The organism is Curtobacterium poinsettiae, assembly GCF_047226435.1.
Taxonomy (GTDB): Bacteria; Actinomycetota; Actinomycetes; order Actinomycetales; family Microbacteriaceae; genus Curtobacterium; species Curtobacterium poinsettiae.
This window is the reverse complement of the sequence record NZ_CP178434.1, coordinates 1231491-1247290: the sequence shown is the minus strand read 5'-3', so window position 1 is coordinate 1247290 and position 15800 is coordinate 1231491. Positions and strand designations below refer to the sequence as shown.

The 15800-nt window shown below is 69.7% G+C and carries 18 protein-coding genes; 11 read left to right on the top strand and 7 right to left on the bottom strand.

Annotated elements, in window-relative coordinates; genetic code table 11:
- Positions 1-24 precede the first annotated feature (24 nt).
- Entirely contained in the window at positions 25-1056 is a 1032-nt protein-coding gene (locus ACL00U_RS05895) for an LLM class flavin-dependent oxidoreductase (protein WP_412873932.1), read from the top strand.
- A gap of 98 nt (positions 1057-1154) precedes the next feature.
- On the opposite strand, the gene ACL00U_RS05890 is transcribed toward ACL00U_RS05895, so the two are convergent.
- The 3 genes from ACL00U_RS05890 to ACL00U_RS05880 form a co-directional block, all read right to left on the bottom strand.
- Positions 1155-2369: a glycosyl transferase gene (locus tag ACL00U_RS05890; RefSeq protein WP_027464806.1), complete on the bottom strand. Its 1215-nt coding sequence runs from the start codon at positions 2367-2369 to the stop codon at positions 1155-1157.
- The gene (locus ACL00U_RS05885) at positions 2366-3178 is read right to left on the bottom strand and encodes an HAD-IIB family hydrolase (RefSeq protein WP_284760771.1); all 813 of its coding nucleotides are present in this window, start codon (positions 3176-3178) and stop codon (positions 2366-2368) included. The genes ACL00U_RS05890 and ACL00U_RS05885 overlap by 4 nt, the downstream gene beginning before the upstream one ends.
- Before the next feature lie 170 nt (positions 3179-3348).
- A complete protein-coding gene (locus ACL00U_RS05880) occupies positions 3349-3735 on the bottom strand; it encodes a MerR family transcriptional regulator (protein ID WP_042536882.1) in 387 nt (128 codons plus the stop codon).
- A gap of 213 nt (positions 3736-3948) precedes the next feature.
- Here ACL00U_RS05880 and ACL00U_RS05875 point away from each other — a divergent pair, with 213 nt between their 5' ends.
- The 4 genes from ACL00U_RS05875 to ACL00U_RS05860 all read left to right on the top strand — a co-directional run bounded on the left by ACL00U_RS05875 (position 3949) and on the right by ACL00U_RS05860 (position 7787).
- Positions 3949-5466 carry a SulP family inorganic anion transporter gene (locus tag ACL00U_RS05875; protein ID WP_412873931.1) on the top strand — a complete coding sequence of 506 codons (1518 nt, stop codon included), beginning with the start codon at positions 3949-3951 and terminating at the stop codon, positions 5464-5466.
- Between the two features lie 132 nt (positions 5467-5598).
- Entirely contained in the window at positions 5599-6309 is a 711-nt protein-coding gene (locus ACL00U_RS05870; RefSeq protein WP_412873930.1) for an NADPH-dependent F420 reductase, read from the top strand.
- A gap of 133 nt (positions 6310-6442) precedes the next feature.
- Positions 6443-6982 (top strand): RNA polymerase sigma factor, encoded by a 540-nt coding sequence (locus ACL00U_RS05865; protein WP_083389453.1) that lies wholly within the window; start codon positions 6443-6445, stop codon positions 6980-6982.
- 25 nt (positions 6983-7007) lie between these two features.
- Positions 7008-7787, top strand: coding sequence for a hypothetical protein (locus ACL00U_RS05860; protein WP_262160120.1), 780 nt, complete (start codon positions 7008-7010; stop codon positions 7785-7787).
- Between the two features lie 61 nt (positions 7788-7848).
- On the opposite strand, the gene ACL00U_RS05855 is transcribed toward ACL00U_RS05860, so the two are convergent.
- Both ACL00U_RS05855 and ACL00U_RS05850 read right to left on the bottom strand, forming a co-directional pair.
- Positions 7849-8919: a magnesium and cobalt transport protein CorA gene (locus ACL00U_RS05855; RefSeq protein ID WP_260690083.1), complete on the bottom strand. Its 1071-nt coding sequence runs from the start codon at positions 8917-8919 to the stop codon at positions 7849-7851.
- A gap of 239 nt (positions 8920-9158) precedes the next feature.
- Positions 9159-9710, bottom strand: coding sequence for a hypothetical protein (locus ACL00U_RS05850; protein WP_159557817.1), 552 nt, complete (start codon positions 9708-9710; stop codon positions 9159-9161).
- Between the two features lie 111 nt (positions 9711-9821).
- On the opposite strand from ACL00U_RS05850, the gene ACL00U_RS05845 reads away from it, so the two are divergent.
- Positions 9822-10517, top strand: a complete 696-nt coding sequence (locus tag ACL00U_RS05845) for a helix-turn-helix transcriptional regulator (protein WP_159557815.1) — start codon at positions 9822-9824, stop codon at positions 10515-10517.
- Positions 10518-10629: 112 nt separating this feature from the next.
- Complete coding sequence (locus ACL00U_RS05840) at positions 10630-11007, top strand: VOC family protein (protein ID WP_284760781.1); 378 nt, start codon at positions 10630-10632, stop codon at positions 11005-11007.
- Between the two features lie 10 nt (positions 11008-11017).
- Here the strand turns inward: ACL00U_RS05840 and ACL00U_RS05835 are convergent, their stop codons facing one another.
- Positions 11018-11413: a MerR family transcriptional regulator gene (locus ACL00U_RS05835; RefSeq protein ID WP_194590138.1), complete on the bottom strand. Its 396-nt coding sequence runs from the start codon at positions 11411-11413 to the stop codon at positions 11018-11020.
- A gap of 56 nt (positions 11414-11469) precedes the next feature.
- Here ACL00U_RS05835 and ACL00U_RS05830 point away from each other — a divergent pair, with 56 nt between their 5' ends.
- Positions 11470-12180, top strand: a complete 711-nt coding sequence (locus tag ACL00U_RS05830; protein ID WP_262160122.1) for an SDR family oxidoreductase — start codon at positions 11470-11472, stop codon at positions 12178-12180.
- 9 nt (positions 12181-12189) lie between these two features.
- On the opposite strand, the gene ACL00U_RS05825 is transcribed toward ACL00U_RS05830, so the two are convergent.
- Complete coding sequence (locus ACL00U_RS05825; RefSeq protein ID WP_262160124.1) at positions 12190-12843, bottom strand: FMN-dependent NADH-azoreductase; 654 nt, start codon at positions 12841-12843, stop codon at positions 12190-12192.
- 124 nt (positions 12844-12967) lie between these two features.
- Between ACL00U_RS05825 and ACL00U_RS05820 the strand changes: the two genes are divergently transcribed.
- The 3 genes from ACL00U_RS05820 (at position 12968) to ACL00U_RS05810 (ending at position 15799) form a co-directional block, all read left to right on the top strand.
- A complete protein-coding gene (locus ACL00U_RS05820) occupies positions 12968-13402 on the top strand; it encodes a helix-turn-helix domain-containing protein (protein ID WP_308113199.1) in 435 nt (144 codons plus the stop codon).
- 219 nt (positions 13403-13621) lie between these two features.
- The gene (locus ACL00U_RS05815) at positions 13622-14200 is read left to right on the top strand and encodes an NADPH-dependent FMN reductase (RefSeq protein ID WP_228501061.1); all 579 of its coding nucleotides are present in this window, start codon (positions 13622-13624) and stop codon (positions 14198-14200) included.
- Between the two features lie 402 nt (positions 14201-14602).
- A complete protein-coding gene (locus ACL00U_RS05810; protein WP_194590141.1) occupies positions 14603-15799 on the top strand; it encodes an MFS transporter in 1197 nt (398 codons plus the stop codon).
- Position 15800 lies beyond the last annotated feature (1 nt).

Here is a 15800-nt window from a genome sequence, read left to right as displayed (position 1 = left end):
CCGATGGTCTGGCACGATCGACCCATGCCCCTCGACGGAACTCCCCTGCACCGGCTCGGCTTCCTGACGATCGGGTCGTTCGACCCCGCCCGACCGTCCGAGGGCCACGAGGACACCCTGCGCGTGATCGAGCGTGCCGAGGCCCTGGGTTTCGACAGCGCCTGGCTGCGCCACCGGCACCTGCAGCACGGCATCTCCTCCCCCGTCGCGGTGCTGGCCGCCGCCTCGCAGCGCACCTCTCGCATCGACCTCGGCACCGCCGTCACCCCGATCGGCGCCGAGAACCCGTTCCGCCTGGCCGAGGACCTCAGCACGGTCGACGTCCTGCTCGGTGGCCGCCTGAACCCCGGGTTCTCCGTCGGGACCCCGATGAACTTCGACCTGTACCGCGACGCGATCTACCCCCACACCCTGGAGCACGAGGACCTCGGCAACGACCGGCTCCTGCGCTTCCGTGACCTGGTGCGCGGTGACCCGGTGACGGACACCGAGACCGTCGAACGTCGGGGCATCGAGGAGTTCGCGAGCACCGTCCAGCCGCACAGCACCGGCCTGGCCGACCGGATCTGGTACGGCACCGGCAGCACGAAGTCGGCCGTGTGGGCGGGCGAGAACGGCTTCCACCTGCTCACCTCGAGCGTCACCCGCAGCGAGGTCGGCACCGACTTCGCCACGAACCAGCGCGCCCAGATCGACGCGTACCTCGACGTCCACCCCGACCCCGCTGCCGCCCGCGTCTCGCAGGGCCTGGTCGTCATCCCGACCGACACCGCGACGAGCGAGCAGGAGGCCCGCTACCGCGCCTACGTCGACAGCCGCTCGAGCCGCGTCGGCGTGCCGATGGGTCCAGCAGGGATGCTCTTCGCTGCGGACCTGGTCGGCACGTCGGCCGAGATCGCGGACCGGCTGCGCACCGACGTCGGCTACCAGGCGGTCACCGAGGTCGCCTTCGCACTCCCGTTCTCGTTCGAGCCCGACGACTACGCGCAGATCATCACCGACATCGCGGAGCGTCTGGGTCCGGAACTCGGCTGGACGCCGCAGGGTGCGGCCTGAGAACGGCGCCAGACCGACGGACGGGAGGAAAGGGACAGCTGGCACCGGGCCTCCCGTCCGCCGTTGACTCGCGCCCAGGGCGCGCGCAAGACGCCGGATCAGTCCTGCTGGTCCGCCTCCACCGCGTCGCGCAGCCGGTCGAGCACGTCCGGCACCGCCGAGCGCACCCGGCTCCAGCTCGGGATGAACGGCTTGTCGTTCGGCCGCGCCGTGAAGGCGCCGCCGGCGTCGAGGATCGCCTTCGTGAAGAGCTCCACGGCGGCTTCCTCGGCGTGCTGGTCGAACGCGAGCCCGCTCATCTCGGCTTCGTGCCGGTAGACCTCGACGATGTCGAGCGCGTTCCGGTAGTACGTCGCCTTGAGCACCCGGAACGAGTCGGACGTGAGCGGGACGCCCATCGTCGCGAGCTTCCGGAGCAGCGACTGCACGATGTCGTTGCCCATCCGGGCCAGGCCGCCGGTGCCGTCAGCCTCGGCGAGGGGCTGGTGCTTGTGGTCGTAGGCGTCGGCGATCTCCACCTGGCACACCTGCCGGGTCGCGTAGTCGCGGTAGACCTCGGAGAGCATCCCGATCTCGAGTCCCCAGTCGCCGGGGATCTTCAGGCCGTTCAGCACGTGGGCGCGCATCGCGAACTCGCCGGACAGCGGGTACCGGAAGCTGCTGAGGTACTCCAGGTACTCGGACTCCCCGTAGACCTGGCGGAGCGAGCGGAGCAGCGGCCCGACGAGCAGCCGTGCGGCGCGGCCGTTGATCCGGCCGTCGGCGACGCGTGCGTAGTAGCCCTTCGAGAACTCGTAGTCGAACGCGGGGTTCGCGACCGGGTAGAACAGCCGCGCGAGCATGCCCCGCTCGTAGGTGGTGATGTCGCAGTCGTGCAGGGCGATGCAGTCCGCCCGCTCCGATGCCAGGGCGTAGCCGGTGCAGTACCAGACGTTCCGGCCCTTGCCGGGCTCCCCCGGTGCCAGGCCCGCACGCTCCAGTTCGGCGTCGAGTTCGCGCAGCCGCGGCCCGTCGTTCCACAGGATCCGGTGCCGCTGCGGCAGCCGCGAGAAGAACTCGCGGGCGTGCTCGAACTGCGAGCGGTCAGCCCGGTCGAGCCCGATCACGATCTCGCTGAGCCAGTCTGCCTCGGCCAGCTCGTCGACGATCCGCGACAGCGCCGGGCGCTCGAGCTCGGAGTACAGCGCCGGCAGGATCAGGCTCATCGGACGCTTCTCGGCGAAGCCCCGCAGGTCCTCTTCGAGGCTCGCGGTGCTGCGGCGACCGAGGTCGTGGAACGTCGTGATGACGCCGTTCTGGTGGAAGTCGCTCATCGGTGGCTCCTGACGGACGGGGTGGTGAACCGGGTGAGGCCCTCGGTCCAGCCCTGCGGGCCGGGGACGGTCGTGCGGTGGACGCGCTCGGGTCGGTCGTCGGCGAGCGGCCCCGGTGCCGGGCCGTGTCCGCGGACCACGACGGCGAAGTCGACGGCGTCGAGCAACGCGGTGTCGTTCGGGCCGTCGCCGAGTCCGATCGTGCGCGGGATCGTGCCCGTTCGGCGCTCGTGGTCGGCGATCAACGTCCGGACCGCCGCGCCCTTGTCGCGGCCCGTCGGCAGCACGTGCCAGAACCGGCCACCGCGCACCAGGTCGAGGCCGACCGCGGCGAGCGCCGCGCGGAACGCGTCCGCCCGGTCGTCGTCCTCGGCGTGCCAGAGCAGGACCTCGGACGCCTCGCGCTGCTGCGCTCGTCCGGCGGCTTCGAGGTCGAGGCCCGTCCACGCGGCGACGACCGCGTCGGTCACGCCGCCGAAGGTCTCGAAGTGCAGCTCCAGTGACTGGCGGACGCGGACGAGCTCCGCGTGCAGCCGCTCGAGGTCCCCGTCGCGCGGTCCGACCAGCGCCTCGCCCGCCGGTCCGACCACGACCGCGCCGTTCTCCGCCACGAAGGCGTGCCCGTCGAGCCCGGTGCGAGTCTGCAGTGCCGTCATCTCGGCGCGCGTCTTGCTGCTGCAGAACACCACGGGGACGTCGTCCGCCCGCAGCTGTTCGAGCATCGGCAGAGCCGCGTCGAACGAGTAGTCGTGGTGGTCGAGGAACGTCCCGTCGAGGTCCGTGACGATCATCAGGTCGGGTGTTGGCATCGTGCTCCGCTGGCGGCTGGCTGGGCTGCGGGCGACGATGCCCCGGACCACCCTGCCACGCGGACGCGTCGGTTGGGTGAACAAGCCGGCGTCGGTCGCGCGACGCGACCAGCGGACGGACGGGAGGCACGGCGTCAGCTGGCACCGCGCCTCCAGTCCGTCACGGCGCCTCAGTGCCGGCGCAGGATGCCGAGGAACTCGTCGGCCCACTCGAGGTTGCGGGCGAGCTTCGCCCGGCGTTCCTCGGTGTCGACGACGTACGCGTCGAGCTGCGCCTGCAGCCGGTCGCGCTCGATGCCGTCCGCCGTCTCGAGCCCGTCGAGGATGCCGAGGAGCTCCGCCATCTGCTCGAGGGAGTAGCCGAGGGGCTTCATCCGGCGGATCACGAGCAGGCGATGCAGGTCGTCGTCGGAGTACAGCCGGAAGCCGCCCTCGGTCCGTCCGGTGGGGTGGAGCAGTCCGACGTCGTCGTAGTGGCGCACGGTCCGGATGGAGAGCCCGGTCCGGTCTGCGAGTTCACCGATCCGCATCGTCGATGCACCTGCTGCGTCCGTCACTGCTGACCCCTTCCGCCCGGTTGCCCGGTCCGGACCGATCGTACCGATGCTTGCGCAGCAACCCTTCCGTTGCGTTAGAGTCAGACACGACCGACTCTTCCGTTGCGGAAGGTTCTGGTTCCTGGCCGCACTCGGTCAGTGCGCGACGAAGCGCCCCCACGACATTCCCCCGCGGACGCCGAGCGTCCGCCCCCCCCTCACCGAAGGAGAACCGTGACGACCGTCACGCCCGCACCGGCTCCGGTGCACGCCAGTCCCACCGTCCTGTCCGCCCTGCGGAACCCGAAGATCCTGCTCCGCGAGGTCCTCGCCGGCCTCGTCGTGGCCCTCGCGCTGATCCCGGAAGCGATCTCGTTCTCGATCATCGCGGGCGTCGATCCGCGCGTCGGCCTGTTCTCGGCGTTCGTGATGGCCGTGGTGATCTCGTTCGTCGGCGGGCGAGCCGCGATGATCTCCGGTGCGACCGGGGCGATCGCACTCGTCGTCGCGCCGGTCATGCGGGACCACGGGCTCGACTACCTGATCGCCACCGTCATCCTCGGCGGCGTCTTCCAGCTCGTCCTCGGTGGGCTCGGCGCAGCCAAGCTGATGCGCTTCGTGCCGAGGTCGGTGATGGTGGGGTTCGTCAACGCCCTCGCGATCCTGATCTTCACCGCGCAGCTGCCGAACATCATCGGCGTCGACTGGCTCGTCTGGCCGATCGGCGCCGTCGGCATCGCGATCATCGTGCTGCTGCCCCGTGTCACCAAGGCCATCCCGGCACCGCTCGTGGCGATCGTCGTCCTGACGCTCGTCACCGTGCTGGCCTCGATCGCCATCCCGACCGTCGGCGACGAGGGCAAGCTGCCGGACAGCCTGCCGACCCTGTTCATCCCGAACGTCCCGCTCACGCTCGAGACGCTGACGATCATCGCCCCCTACGCCCTCGCGATGGCGCTGGTGGGCCTGCTCGAGTCGCTGATGACGGCGAAGCTCGTCGACGAGGTCACCGACACCGGCTCCCGCAAGACCCGCGAAGCGCTCGGGCAGGGCGTGGCGAACATCTGCTCCGGGTTCATGGGCGGCATGGGTGGCTGCGCGATGATCGGCCAGACGATGATCAACGTGAAGGCGTCCGGTGCCCGCACCCGGATCTCGACGTTCCTGTCCGGCGTGTTCCTGCTGGTCCTCGTCGTCGGGCTCGGTGACGTCGTCGCGATCATCCCGATGGCCGCACTCGTCGCCGTGATGGTCATGGTGTCCGTCGGCACCTTCGACTGGCACAGCATCAAGCCCTCCACCCTCAAGCGGATGCCGGTCGGCGAGACCGTCGTCATGGTCCTCACCGTCGTGATCGTCGTCGCCACGGACAACCTGGCCATCGGCGTGATCATCGGGGTGATCGCCGCGATGATCGTCTTCGCCCGCCGGGTGTCGCACTTCACCAACGTGTCGCGGAGCATCGAGACGCTCAGCACCGGTGAGCAGCACGCGCTCTACACGGTCGAGGGCGAACTCTTCTTCGCGTCGAGCAACGACCTCACCACCCAGTTCGACTACGTCGACGACCCCGAGCTCGTCGTCATCGACATGACCGGGTCACACATCTGGGACGCCTCCACCGTCGCCGCGCTCGACGCCATCGAGACGAAGTACCACCAGCACGGCAAGCGGGTCGAGATCGCCGGACTGAACGACGCCAGCCAGGCCTTCCACAGCCGCCTCGCCGGGAGCCTCGGCGCCGGCCACTGACCTCCTGCCCCTTCCCCCTACGTCACGTGACGGAAGACACCGGGGCCGGGCCGCCCCACGATGGACCGAGGGCGGCAGCACCGTGGTGCGACCTGTGCCACACGCCGCCCACGACACGGCAGGAGCGTCGCCATGACAGTCATCGCAGTGATCGGCACCGGCAAGGTGGGAGCGGGGTTCGCGCAGGCAGCCGTCGCCGCCGGCCACAGTGTCGTCCTCGCCAACTCGCGCGGCCCGGAGAGCCTGTCCGAGATCGTGGCCGCACTCGGCGAGCGGGCATCCGCGGACACCGTGGTCGGGGCAGCGGACCGAGCGGAGATGCTGCTGCTCGCCGTCCCGCTGCACCGGTACGACCAGCTCCCGTCGGCCGCGCTGGACGGCCGGATCGTCATGGACGCGGGCAACTACTACACCGACTGGTCCGGGCGCATCGAAGCACTCGACGACGAGTCGACCACCACGTCGGAACTCCTGCAGGCTTCGTTCCCGGCCGCTCGTGTGGTGAAGGCGTTCAACAGCATCTACGCCGAGGAGATCGCCACGGACGCACGGCCGGGCGGAGGACCGCGGCGAGCGCTGCCCGTCGCGGGCGACGACGCCGCAGCCAAGGACATCGTCAGCGAGCTCATCCAGAGCATCGGCTTCGACGTCGTGGACGCCGGTCCGCTCCGCGAGGGCTGGCGGTTCCAACGCGGGACCCCGGCGTACGTCGTCCCGCTGACCGCCACCGAACTCGTGCGGGCACTGGCCGACGCGCGCCGCTACCGGGACATGGAGGCGGACGACGTCGTCTCGCGTCGGACCCACCTGATGCCGGAGGCCGAGAGGGAGACCGACATCTGACGCGATCGGGCGACGCGACGGCACCCCTGTGACCGCCGACTCCGGGGTGCTCCTCGGCCACACGACACGCCCGGCGGCGAAGGATCTGTGAGGATGTCCCCTCCGTGCACACTGCGGAGTGAAGGGGGTGGACATGAACCGATCAGCCGAGCCGGACAGCGCGCTCGTGGCGGCAGCAGCGCGCGGCGACCGCAGTGCGGTCACCGCGTTGTTCGACCGTCACGCTGAGACCATGACCCGGTACACGTGGGCACTGGTCACGCGGCGCATGGACGTCGAGGAGATCGTGCAGGACGCGTTCCTGACCCTCTGGCAGAAGGCCGACACCGTGGAGGTCCCCGGGGAGTCACTCCTGCCGTGGCTGCTCGTCGTGTGCCGGAACCACGCCGCGAACCTGCGGCGACAGCAGCGGCGGCACGAGGGTGTCGACCTGCCCGACGAGCTCGCGGCGCCCGAGCCGGACGACGACGCCCGCGAGCGACTGCGGTGGGTCCGCGCCGAGATCGACGCGCTCGCACCACTCGATCGCCAGGTGTGCGAGCTCTGCCTCATCGAGGGCCGCTCCTACGCCGAGGCCGCCGACCTGCTCGGGATGAGCGTTGGCGCCGTCACCCAGCGCGTGTGGCGGTCCCGTGCACGGATCAAGAAGGCGGTGACGAACGATGAACGATGAACGACGAACCGACCACGGGTCCCCGATGAGCAACGAGCCGCCCGGTGGCGACGAGATGCAGCGGATGCTCGCCGGCATGCGGCAGCAGGTCGTTCGGGGCATGCACGACAAGCCGCGCCCGGCCTCCGCACGCCGTCGCGTCGGCCTCATCGTGGCGTTGATCGGCGTGCTCGGCATCGGCACCGCGAGCGGTTCGGTGGCGCTCGGACTCGTTCCGACGCCCTTCGCCGCAGCACCGGCACCCGTGCCGTCCTCTGCACCGCCGACACCGGCACCGACCGGGTCACCGTCACCGTCCGCGGCCCGCATCACGCCGACCCCGGCGCCGGCCGACACCACGGCGACGATCCCCGGGGCGTGCACCGATGCCGTGCCGGCCGCCGATGCTCCGCGCTTGTTCGGTTCGCTGGAGATCACCCAGTTCCGCCCCCAGGTACCGGGCGGCAGGACCGACTACTACATCGACCCCGAGATCCCGTTCAAGGAGGACGCGGAGCTGGTCTGTTCCTGGACACCGGGCGGTACCTCCGAGGGCGACGAGGGGCTGTTCCTCGAGATGGGCACGGCAGATCGTGACGTCCTGCAGGCCCGCCTCCGCGTCGTCGCCGACAAGGACTGGACCTGCACCGACACGCTCGGTGGACGTTCGTGCCAGCACACCGAGACGTCGATGTACTACTCGGACCGGGTGGAGACGACGCACACGTTCTTCGTGCGCGGCGACACCTGGATCTCGATCACGCAGTCGAACGTCCCGACCGACGGCCTCCTGAAAGCGCTCGTCCAGCAGACCTGGACGGACTGACCGACGGACTGGAGGCACGGCGCCAGCTGGCACCGCGCCTCCAGTCCGTCGTCACGCAGGCTCAGAGCCAATGCCGCCGCTTGAACACCGCCCACAGCACGACCGCCAACAGGACCATCGCGACGATCGCCGCCGGGTACCCCCACACCCACCGCAGCTCGGGCATGTGCTCGAAGTTCATGCCGTAGATCGACGCGACCAACGTGGGCGCGAACAGGATCGCTGCCCACGACGAGATCTTCTTCACCTCTTCGCCCTGCTCCATCGACGCCCGCGCCAGCCGCCGGCTCTCCTCCCCCTGCGCCAGGCTCGCGCTGGTCATCCTCCGCATCGCGTCGTTCTGCTCCTGCGTCACCAGGGTCGAGTGCAGCGTGAGCGCGTTCTCGAGCAGCGTCCGGAAGGTGTCCACGCGCTCGGTGACACGGATCGCGTGGTCGAGGACGTTCCGCAGCTGGTTCTGCACCTCGATGTCAGTGCCGTACTTCTCGGCGCCGCGCAGCAACGCGTTGAGCATCCCGGGCAGCGGGCCGATGGCGCGCTGGAACCCGATGACCTCACTGAGCAGCTGGTAGATCCGCCGCGAGGACGCCGGGTCGACGTCACCGTCGAACAGGTCGTCCTCGATGTCGTCGATGTCGTCCTGCAGCCCGGCGACGACCGGGGCGTAGCTGTCGATGACCTCGTCGAGGACCGCGCAGAGCACCGCCTCGGACCCGCGCCCCAGGGCGTCCGGATCGGCTTCGAGTCGTTTCCGCACGTCGGCGAGGTTCGGCTGCTCCGCATGCCGGACGGTCACGACGAAGTCGCGCCCGGTGAACAGGTGCACCTCACCGAACTCGACCGTCTCCTCGTCCTCGTCGTACCAGGCGGGTCGCAGCACCACGAACAGGGTGTCGCCGTACCGCTCGAGCTTCGCCCGCTGGTGCCCCTTGTGCGCGTCCTCGACGGCGAGCGGGTGCAGCCCGAACTCGTCGGCGACGGAGGCCAGTTCGTTGGCGGTCGGTCGGAACAGCCCGATCCAGGCCATCGCACCGCTTCCGGCAGCGTCGAGCGCCTCGTAGGTCAAGCTGAGGTCCTGCGGCGACTCCGTTCGGGTTCCGTTGACGTAGATGCCGTTGTCGATGAGGGCCACCGGTGTCCTCCTGGTTCCGTGGTGCATGCGGGCAACCTGCCGAGCATGCCGGACCGCCGACGGCGCGGGCGCTTCCCTGACGGACCCCTCACGCTGCGCGCCGGATTCCTGTCGGAGTCCTGACACGCCCTGGGCGCAACCCCAGGACGGACTGGAGGCACGGTGCCAGCTGGCACCGTGCCTCCAGTCCGTCAGCCGTCGCGTTCAGGACCGCCGGCAGTCCGATCCGCTCGGTGCGTTCAGGGCACGTCCTCGCCGAAGGCGAGCAGCGTCCACGGCTCCAGGTCGTGCATCCCGACGCTGGTCTCCCACTCGGTACGATCCGGCCGGAACTCCCGCTTGACGTAGTCGACGAGATCATCGCCGTAGATGACCACGTCCGTCTGGTGCACCGAGAAGACGGGCGCCCCGCTGCCGAGCGGCGCGGCAGGCAGGTAGCGGTGCGAGTACAACGGCACCAGCTGCGGCCACTGCCGCAGGTGCCGCGCAGCCACCTCGAGACGCTGCGACTCGTCGCCGGGTCGCTCGCCCCACGACCCGGGCCAGAAGGCGTCGTGACGGACGTCGAACAGGGCGCCGTCGACCGGCCACCGGATCGCTCGCCGCAGTCGCTCGTCGTTCCGCGCGCGCCAGTCGAACCAGCCGTCCCCGCTCGGCAACGCGAGGGAGAGCAGGGCGCGGTGGTCCGCTCCGAACCGGACGCCGTACCGACGCTCGGCCCGGGCCAGTTCCCGTTCCGTCAAGCCGGGTTCGAGAGCAACACCGAACGTCCGGAGGAGTTCGACGGTCATGGCTGCGGACACCCTCGCAGCCTAGGCCGACGGACGCGAGCCCCACGAGCACGTGGCAGACGAGACGGCGTGGATCTGACGGAACATCGGGACGACCGCGAAGATGGCGAGGTGAATCGCACCGATCGGCTCTACGGCCTCGTGGAGGAGTTGCGCGCCGTCGCCCCGCAGCCGCGGAGCGCGCGTCGTCTCGCGGAGCGGTTCGAGGTGTCGGTCCGGACCATCGAACGGGACATCTCCGCGCTGCAGCAGTCGGGTCTGCCCATCTGGGCGGAGCCCGGCCGGACCGGCGGGTACGTCATCGACGCGTCCGCGACGCTCGGCCCGGCGGGTTTCACGCCGGACGAGGCCCTCGCGGTGCTGATCGGGCTCGGCTCGCTGGGGCGTAGTCCGTTCCGGCAGGCGGCGCAGACCGCGGCCAGGAAGACGCTCGCGGTGATGCCCGCCGGGGACGCCGCACGAGCCAGCGCACTGGCATCCCGGGTGCACTTCCTGGAGGACGACGAGGACACGGCCGTCCCGGCCGAGTTCGCGGCGGCCCTGCGCGCGGATCGGGTCGTGCGACTCCGGTACCGGGACGCCGGCGGAGCGGAGTCCGTCCGCGACGTCGAACCACTGGGGTCGATCGGGAAGGACGGTCAGTGGTACCTGATCGCCTGGTGCCGGACCCGCGACGGGGTGCGGGCATTCCGCGGCGACCGGATGCTGTCGGTCGAGGTCACCGACGAGCGGCCGGCGCAGCGCGTCCTGCGATCCGAGGACCTCGCGATCCAGTACGGACGACTCCGGCCGGTCCTCGACGACTAGCGCGGTCGGTCCCCGGAAACGCGGTCGGTTTCCGGAAACACCGACAGGACGGTGTCGCGGCGGCCGGTGAAGCTGGTCGCTCCGAGTCAGCAGCACCACCGTGAGGAACCCCATGTCGTTCGCATCCGTCCGCATCATCACCGACGACCTCGAGGGCATGGTCGCCTTCTACGAGCGGGTCACCGGCCAGCCGGCCGAGCGCCCCGCACCGGTCTTCGCGCAGTTCAGCGGCCCGGGTGCGACCCTCGCGATCGCCAGCACCGCCACGGTCGCCATGCTCAGCGGCGCGCTGACGCCGGCCACGAGCCGTTCCGTGCTCATCGAGTTCGAGGTCGCCGACGTCGACGGCGACTTCGCCGGACTGCAGCTCGGCAGCGACGACGTCGTCCTGGAGCCGACCACGATGCCGTGGGGCAACCGTTCCGCACTGGTCCGCGACCCGGACGGCAACGTCGTCAACCTGTTCAGCAGGCCCGCCGCCGCCAACTAGGCGGAGCGGCTCAGGCGGCGGCGGCGTTCGCGGACGAGCGGCACTCCTCCGGTGGTCGCCCAGCGACGGACTCCGCCGCGATGTCGCGGAGCCGCGCGAGGCGGTCGTGGGTGGCACCGAGGGCCTCGATCTGGCGTCGGATGCGATCGCTCTCCTCGTCGAAGTGGTCGAGCATCGTCCGCGTGGCGACCCCGGTGTCGAGGAAGGGCAGGAGTTCGACGATCCGACGACTCGGCATGCCCGCCGCGTAGAGCATCTGCATGAAGCGCACCCGCGCGACATCGGGCTCGCGGTACTCCCGGTGTCCGCCCGTGGTCCGCTCCGACTCGAGGAGCCCCTGCTCCTCGTAGTACCGCAGTGACCGGACGCTGACGCTGGCACGTTCTGCGAGTTCACCGATCCGCATCGTTCTGTCCCTCGGGCTTGATTCTCACGTTGACGTCAGGTTCTACCGTAGCGGGCATGAACCTCTCTGGAGCCACTGCCCTCGTCACCGGCACGAACCGCGGTATCGGACGCCACCTCGCCGCACAGCTGATCGCACGCGGGGCAAAGGTCTACGCCACCGCCCGACGCCCCGAACTGATCGACCTCGAGGGCGTCGAGCGCCTCGCCCTCGACATCACCTCCCCCGCGTCCGTCGCAGCGGCCGCCGCGGTCGCGACCGACGTCGATCTCCTGATCAACAACGCCGGGATCGCGACCACGGCGACCCTGCTGGGCGATCTGGACGCAGCGCACGCCGACATGGACACGAACGTCTGGGGCACCCTGTCCGTGATCCGCGCGTTCGCACCCGTCCTGGCGGCGAACGGCGGTGGGAGCATCGTGAACATCGCCTCGGGTGCCTCGTGGCTCGCCATGCCCGGAGCCTCCGCCTACGCGGTGTCGAAGGCCGCCCTGTGGAACATGGGCAACGCGTTGCGGCACGAGCTGGCCGGCCAAGGGACCGCGGTGATGTCCGTGCACCTCGGAGTGGCCGACACCGAGATGACCGCGGGGATCTCGATGGCCAAGACCGACCCGGCGGACGTCGCGCGCGCGACCCTGGACGGGGTCGAACGTGACGACTACGAGGTCGTGGTGGACGAGCAGGCCGCGTTGATCAAGCAGATGCTCGCCGGGGACCCCAAGGAGCTGTACGCGGTGGTGGCGCAGATGCTCGCGTCGTAGGAGTCGGCTTCACGCAGCCCTCGGCACGGCCGCCAACGTGCGGCCGTGCCGAGCCGCCTGCTCCTCGGCGCGGACCCGCAGTTCGTCGGCCAGCTCCGTGAACTGGTCGAGGGCGGGGTTCACCCCGACGAGCGTGAACTCGCGCGTGACCACGTCGAGGTCGAGCTGCCAGACGTCCTCGAGGATGCGGCGCATCCAGGCCGTGGCGTGGTCCCAGCCCTCCCTGGGCGTGCCGGCGGAGTAGTTGCCGCCCTGCACCGTGACGAGGACGGCCGGCTTGCCCGCGGTCGCGGGCACGGCGCCGGGTGCCATGCGCGGGTCGGTCAGCACGAGGTCGATGTAAGACTTGAAGTGCTGCGAGACGCCGAAGTTGTAGAGCGGCACGGCGAACAGCAGCGCGTCGGCACCGGCCAGCTCGTCGGTCAGCTCGGCGGCCAGGGCGACGGCGGCGACCTGGGCCGCCGTGCGCTCAGACTCGGGCGTCGCGGAGCCGGCGACGGCGTTCGCCCAACTGTCGGCGGGCACGGGGTCGGTGCCGACGTGACGGCGGGTCACCTCGGCGCCCGCGTGCACGGCACTCCACTCGGTCTCGACGATGTCGCCGAGTGCTCGGCTGGTGGAGCCCTCGGTGCGGATGCTGGCGTCCAGGCGGAACAGTGTCATGACACTCCTTCGATCGTTCCCGAGTCGACGACCCGGGCTTCGGTTACGATGAGTAACCCTGCCCGCCGGGTTCCCGTTACCGCAAACGATCCCCTGTTACCCGGCAGTAACCACGGGAGACCCCATGACGGACCAGACCGCGCTGGAGACATTGCAGGCCCGGCTCCACCAGTCGATGCCCACGATGGCCGAGCTGTGCACGAGCGAGGACCCAGAACTCTTCCGGTCGCTGCTGTCCCGGATGGGCGACAAGTGGACGTTGTTGGTGATCGGGGTGCTCGGTGACGAGCGGCGGCGGTTCACAGAGCTCTCCGAGGTCATCCCCGGCATCTCACGCCGGATGCTGACCGTGACGCTGCGCGCACTCGAGCGCGACGGGCTCGTCTCGCGGACTGTCCACGCCGAGGTGCCGCCGCGCGTCGAGTACGAGCTCACCGACCTCGGACGGTCGCTGCAGTACGTGGCCCTCGCCCTCGCCGACTGGGTGCGGGAACACCAGCAGGTGATCGCCGGCAACCGGCAGGTCTTCGACGGTGACGGTGACGCCCGAGACCGATGACGACGGCGACGCGCGCGCGACCGCCGACCGACTACTGAGACGGTTTGGTCACTCGCGGCCGCCGCGGGTCAGGACCGCGGCGGTCCGGCACCTGTTTTCGAAGCCGACGGCAGCCTGATCATGCCGCTTGTCGGGTAGCCGATCGGCTAGCGTGCGTCGTGACACCGGCCGTACAGATCGCGCCAGTTCGGGCTGCGACCCACTCGGTACCGTGATCGGATGGTCTCCTTGCGTCTGCCCGTCATCTCATGCAGCCTCGACCCCGCTAGCTCCAGCCGCCGCCTCGCCGAGCAATCGGCAGCCCTCCTCACCGCGACTGGCCACCAGTCCGACGTCGTTGATCTCGCAACGGTCGCGTTGCCGGCTTTCGACAATGACCGGGTGTTCGACAGTGATGCGTTCAACGCGCTCCACCAGCTCATTCGTGAAGCTGACGGGGTGGTGCTGGCATTCCCGATCTACGACTGGGCTCCGTCGTCCGCCGTCAAATCGCTGATCGAGGCCACAGGCGCGACGGGCGACGGTCGTCGCGCGGCTTGGTTCGACAAGGTCGTTACCTTCGTGTGCGCTGCCGGCCTGCCGCACAGTTACATGGCGACCGGCGCCCTCGCGCAGTCGCTGATGTTGGACTTCAAGTGCGTGGTGAACCCCTACACGGCGTACTTCTCGGAGCGGGACTGGGAGGCAGACGCGCTCAGTGAGGAGCGGGCAGCCCGCCTGAGCAAGACCATGACGGTGCACGCTGAGCTCGTGAGTCTGCTCCGCGACAGAACCTACCGGTCGGACTGGGAGGTGTGAGCCAGACTGTCGCGTGTCCGGTAGCCGATCGCCAACTGAGACGGCACGTTGATCTCTCATCTTGAGCGCTGCTAGCGTTCGTTCGACTGGTCCGATGATGGCGAAGGGTGGCAACGATGCCGTTCTGTGCCCCTCGTCGACTGTTCTCCACCAAGCCTGCGCCCGAGTTCGTCGGACCGCGGCCGATCCCTCCCGGAGTCATGGCAACGCAGAACTGAGCTGACCACGAAGGTCGGCCCCTCCCCGCCGCGAGCGTTCTGCTCGCGTGCTTCTGCTTGCCCGCGCCGTCGTGCGACGACGGCGCGACGACTTCACGGGACCACGTCCATGCTCTTCACCCCGGCCCGGTTTCGGGCCTCACTCGCGAGCTTGCGCGAACACCGTTTCGTCACCTTCGCAGTCTTGACCGACACCGTCGGCGCCGGCCTCACGCTGCCACTGACGATCGTCTACTTCACCATCACCACCGACGTGACGCTTGCAGTGCTCGGCGCCGTCTCGACCCTCGCGACGCTGGCTGCTCTCCCGATCGGACTGGTCGGTGGCGTCCTCACCGATCGATTCGGCGCGAAGGCGTCGATGATCCTCAACAACCTCCTCTCGGCAGCGGGCTTCACGCTCTACCTGTTCGCCCATGACCCGATGATGATCTTCGCGGCGATCTTCCTCGCCAACGGCTCCGAGCGGCTCTACTGGACCTCATGGACCGCGTACGTCCACGACCTCGCTGAAGGCCGCCCGTTCGAGCGGTGGTTCGCGTTCCTCGAAGCGACGAAGGCCGCAGCGCTCGGCGCTGGCGCGATCATCGCCGCGGTCACCCTCGCGAACGGCCACCAAGACGGGTTGCGGTGGCTGATCCTCGCCAACGTCGTCACCAGCGTTCTGGCGGCCGGCGTGTTCGCGACGCAACCCACCGGGCATCGATCCACGCCGCCGTCCGCCCTCGCAGATGCGGAAGGGGCGGACACGACCGGGTCACTTCGTTCCTTCATCGCCGACCGGTCGATGCGACTCATCACGCTCGGACAGTTCCTCATCGGTCCCGCAATGGTGTTGCCGAACGTCGCGTTCAGCGTTCTGTTTGTCGAGCAGTGGGGCATGTCCCCAGCGGTCGCGCCCGTCCAGTTCGCTGTCGCTACGGGCCTGTGCGCGTTGCTCCAGACCTCCGTGACCCGCTGGGTTGCTGGTCAGCAGCGTGGAACGCTCATCGCGCTCGGTGCAGTCTTGACTGCCGCGACCGCAGCACCGCTCGTCGTTCTTCCTCCGCTGCACGGGCTGGCGGCGTGGTCCTTCGTCATCGTGGTCGCGATCCTGCTGGCAGCTGCGGACATGATCTACCTCCCGGCCGCCAACGCGGTCATGGCCGAAGCTCCACACCCTCGAATCCGCGGCCGAGCGATCGGGGTGTTCCAGACCGCGAGCTCGATCGGCATGGCACTGTTCCCGCTCACTCTCGGACTCTTGGACTCGCGCACGCCCTGGCTACTCTGGCTCATCGCCACGGGTGTGTTCCTCGCCGCCGCCTGGGCTTGGCACAGAGCGGTCCGGGGTTTGCCGGGACGCGTACAAGTCGCCGAGCCGACCGACATCGACGCTTGAA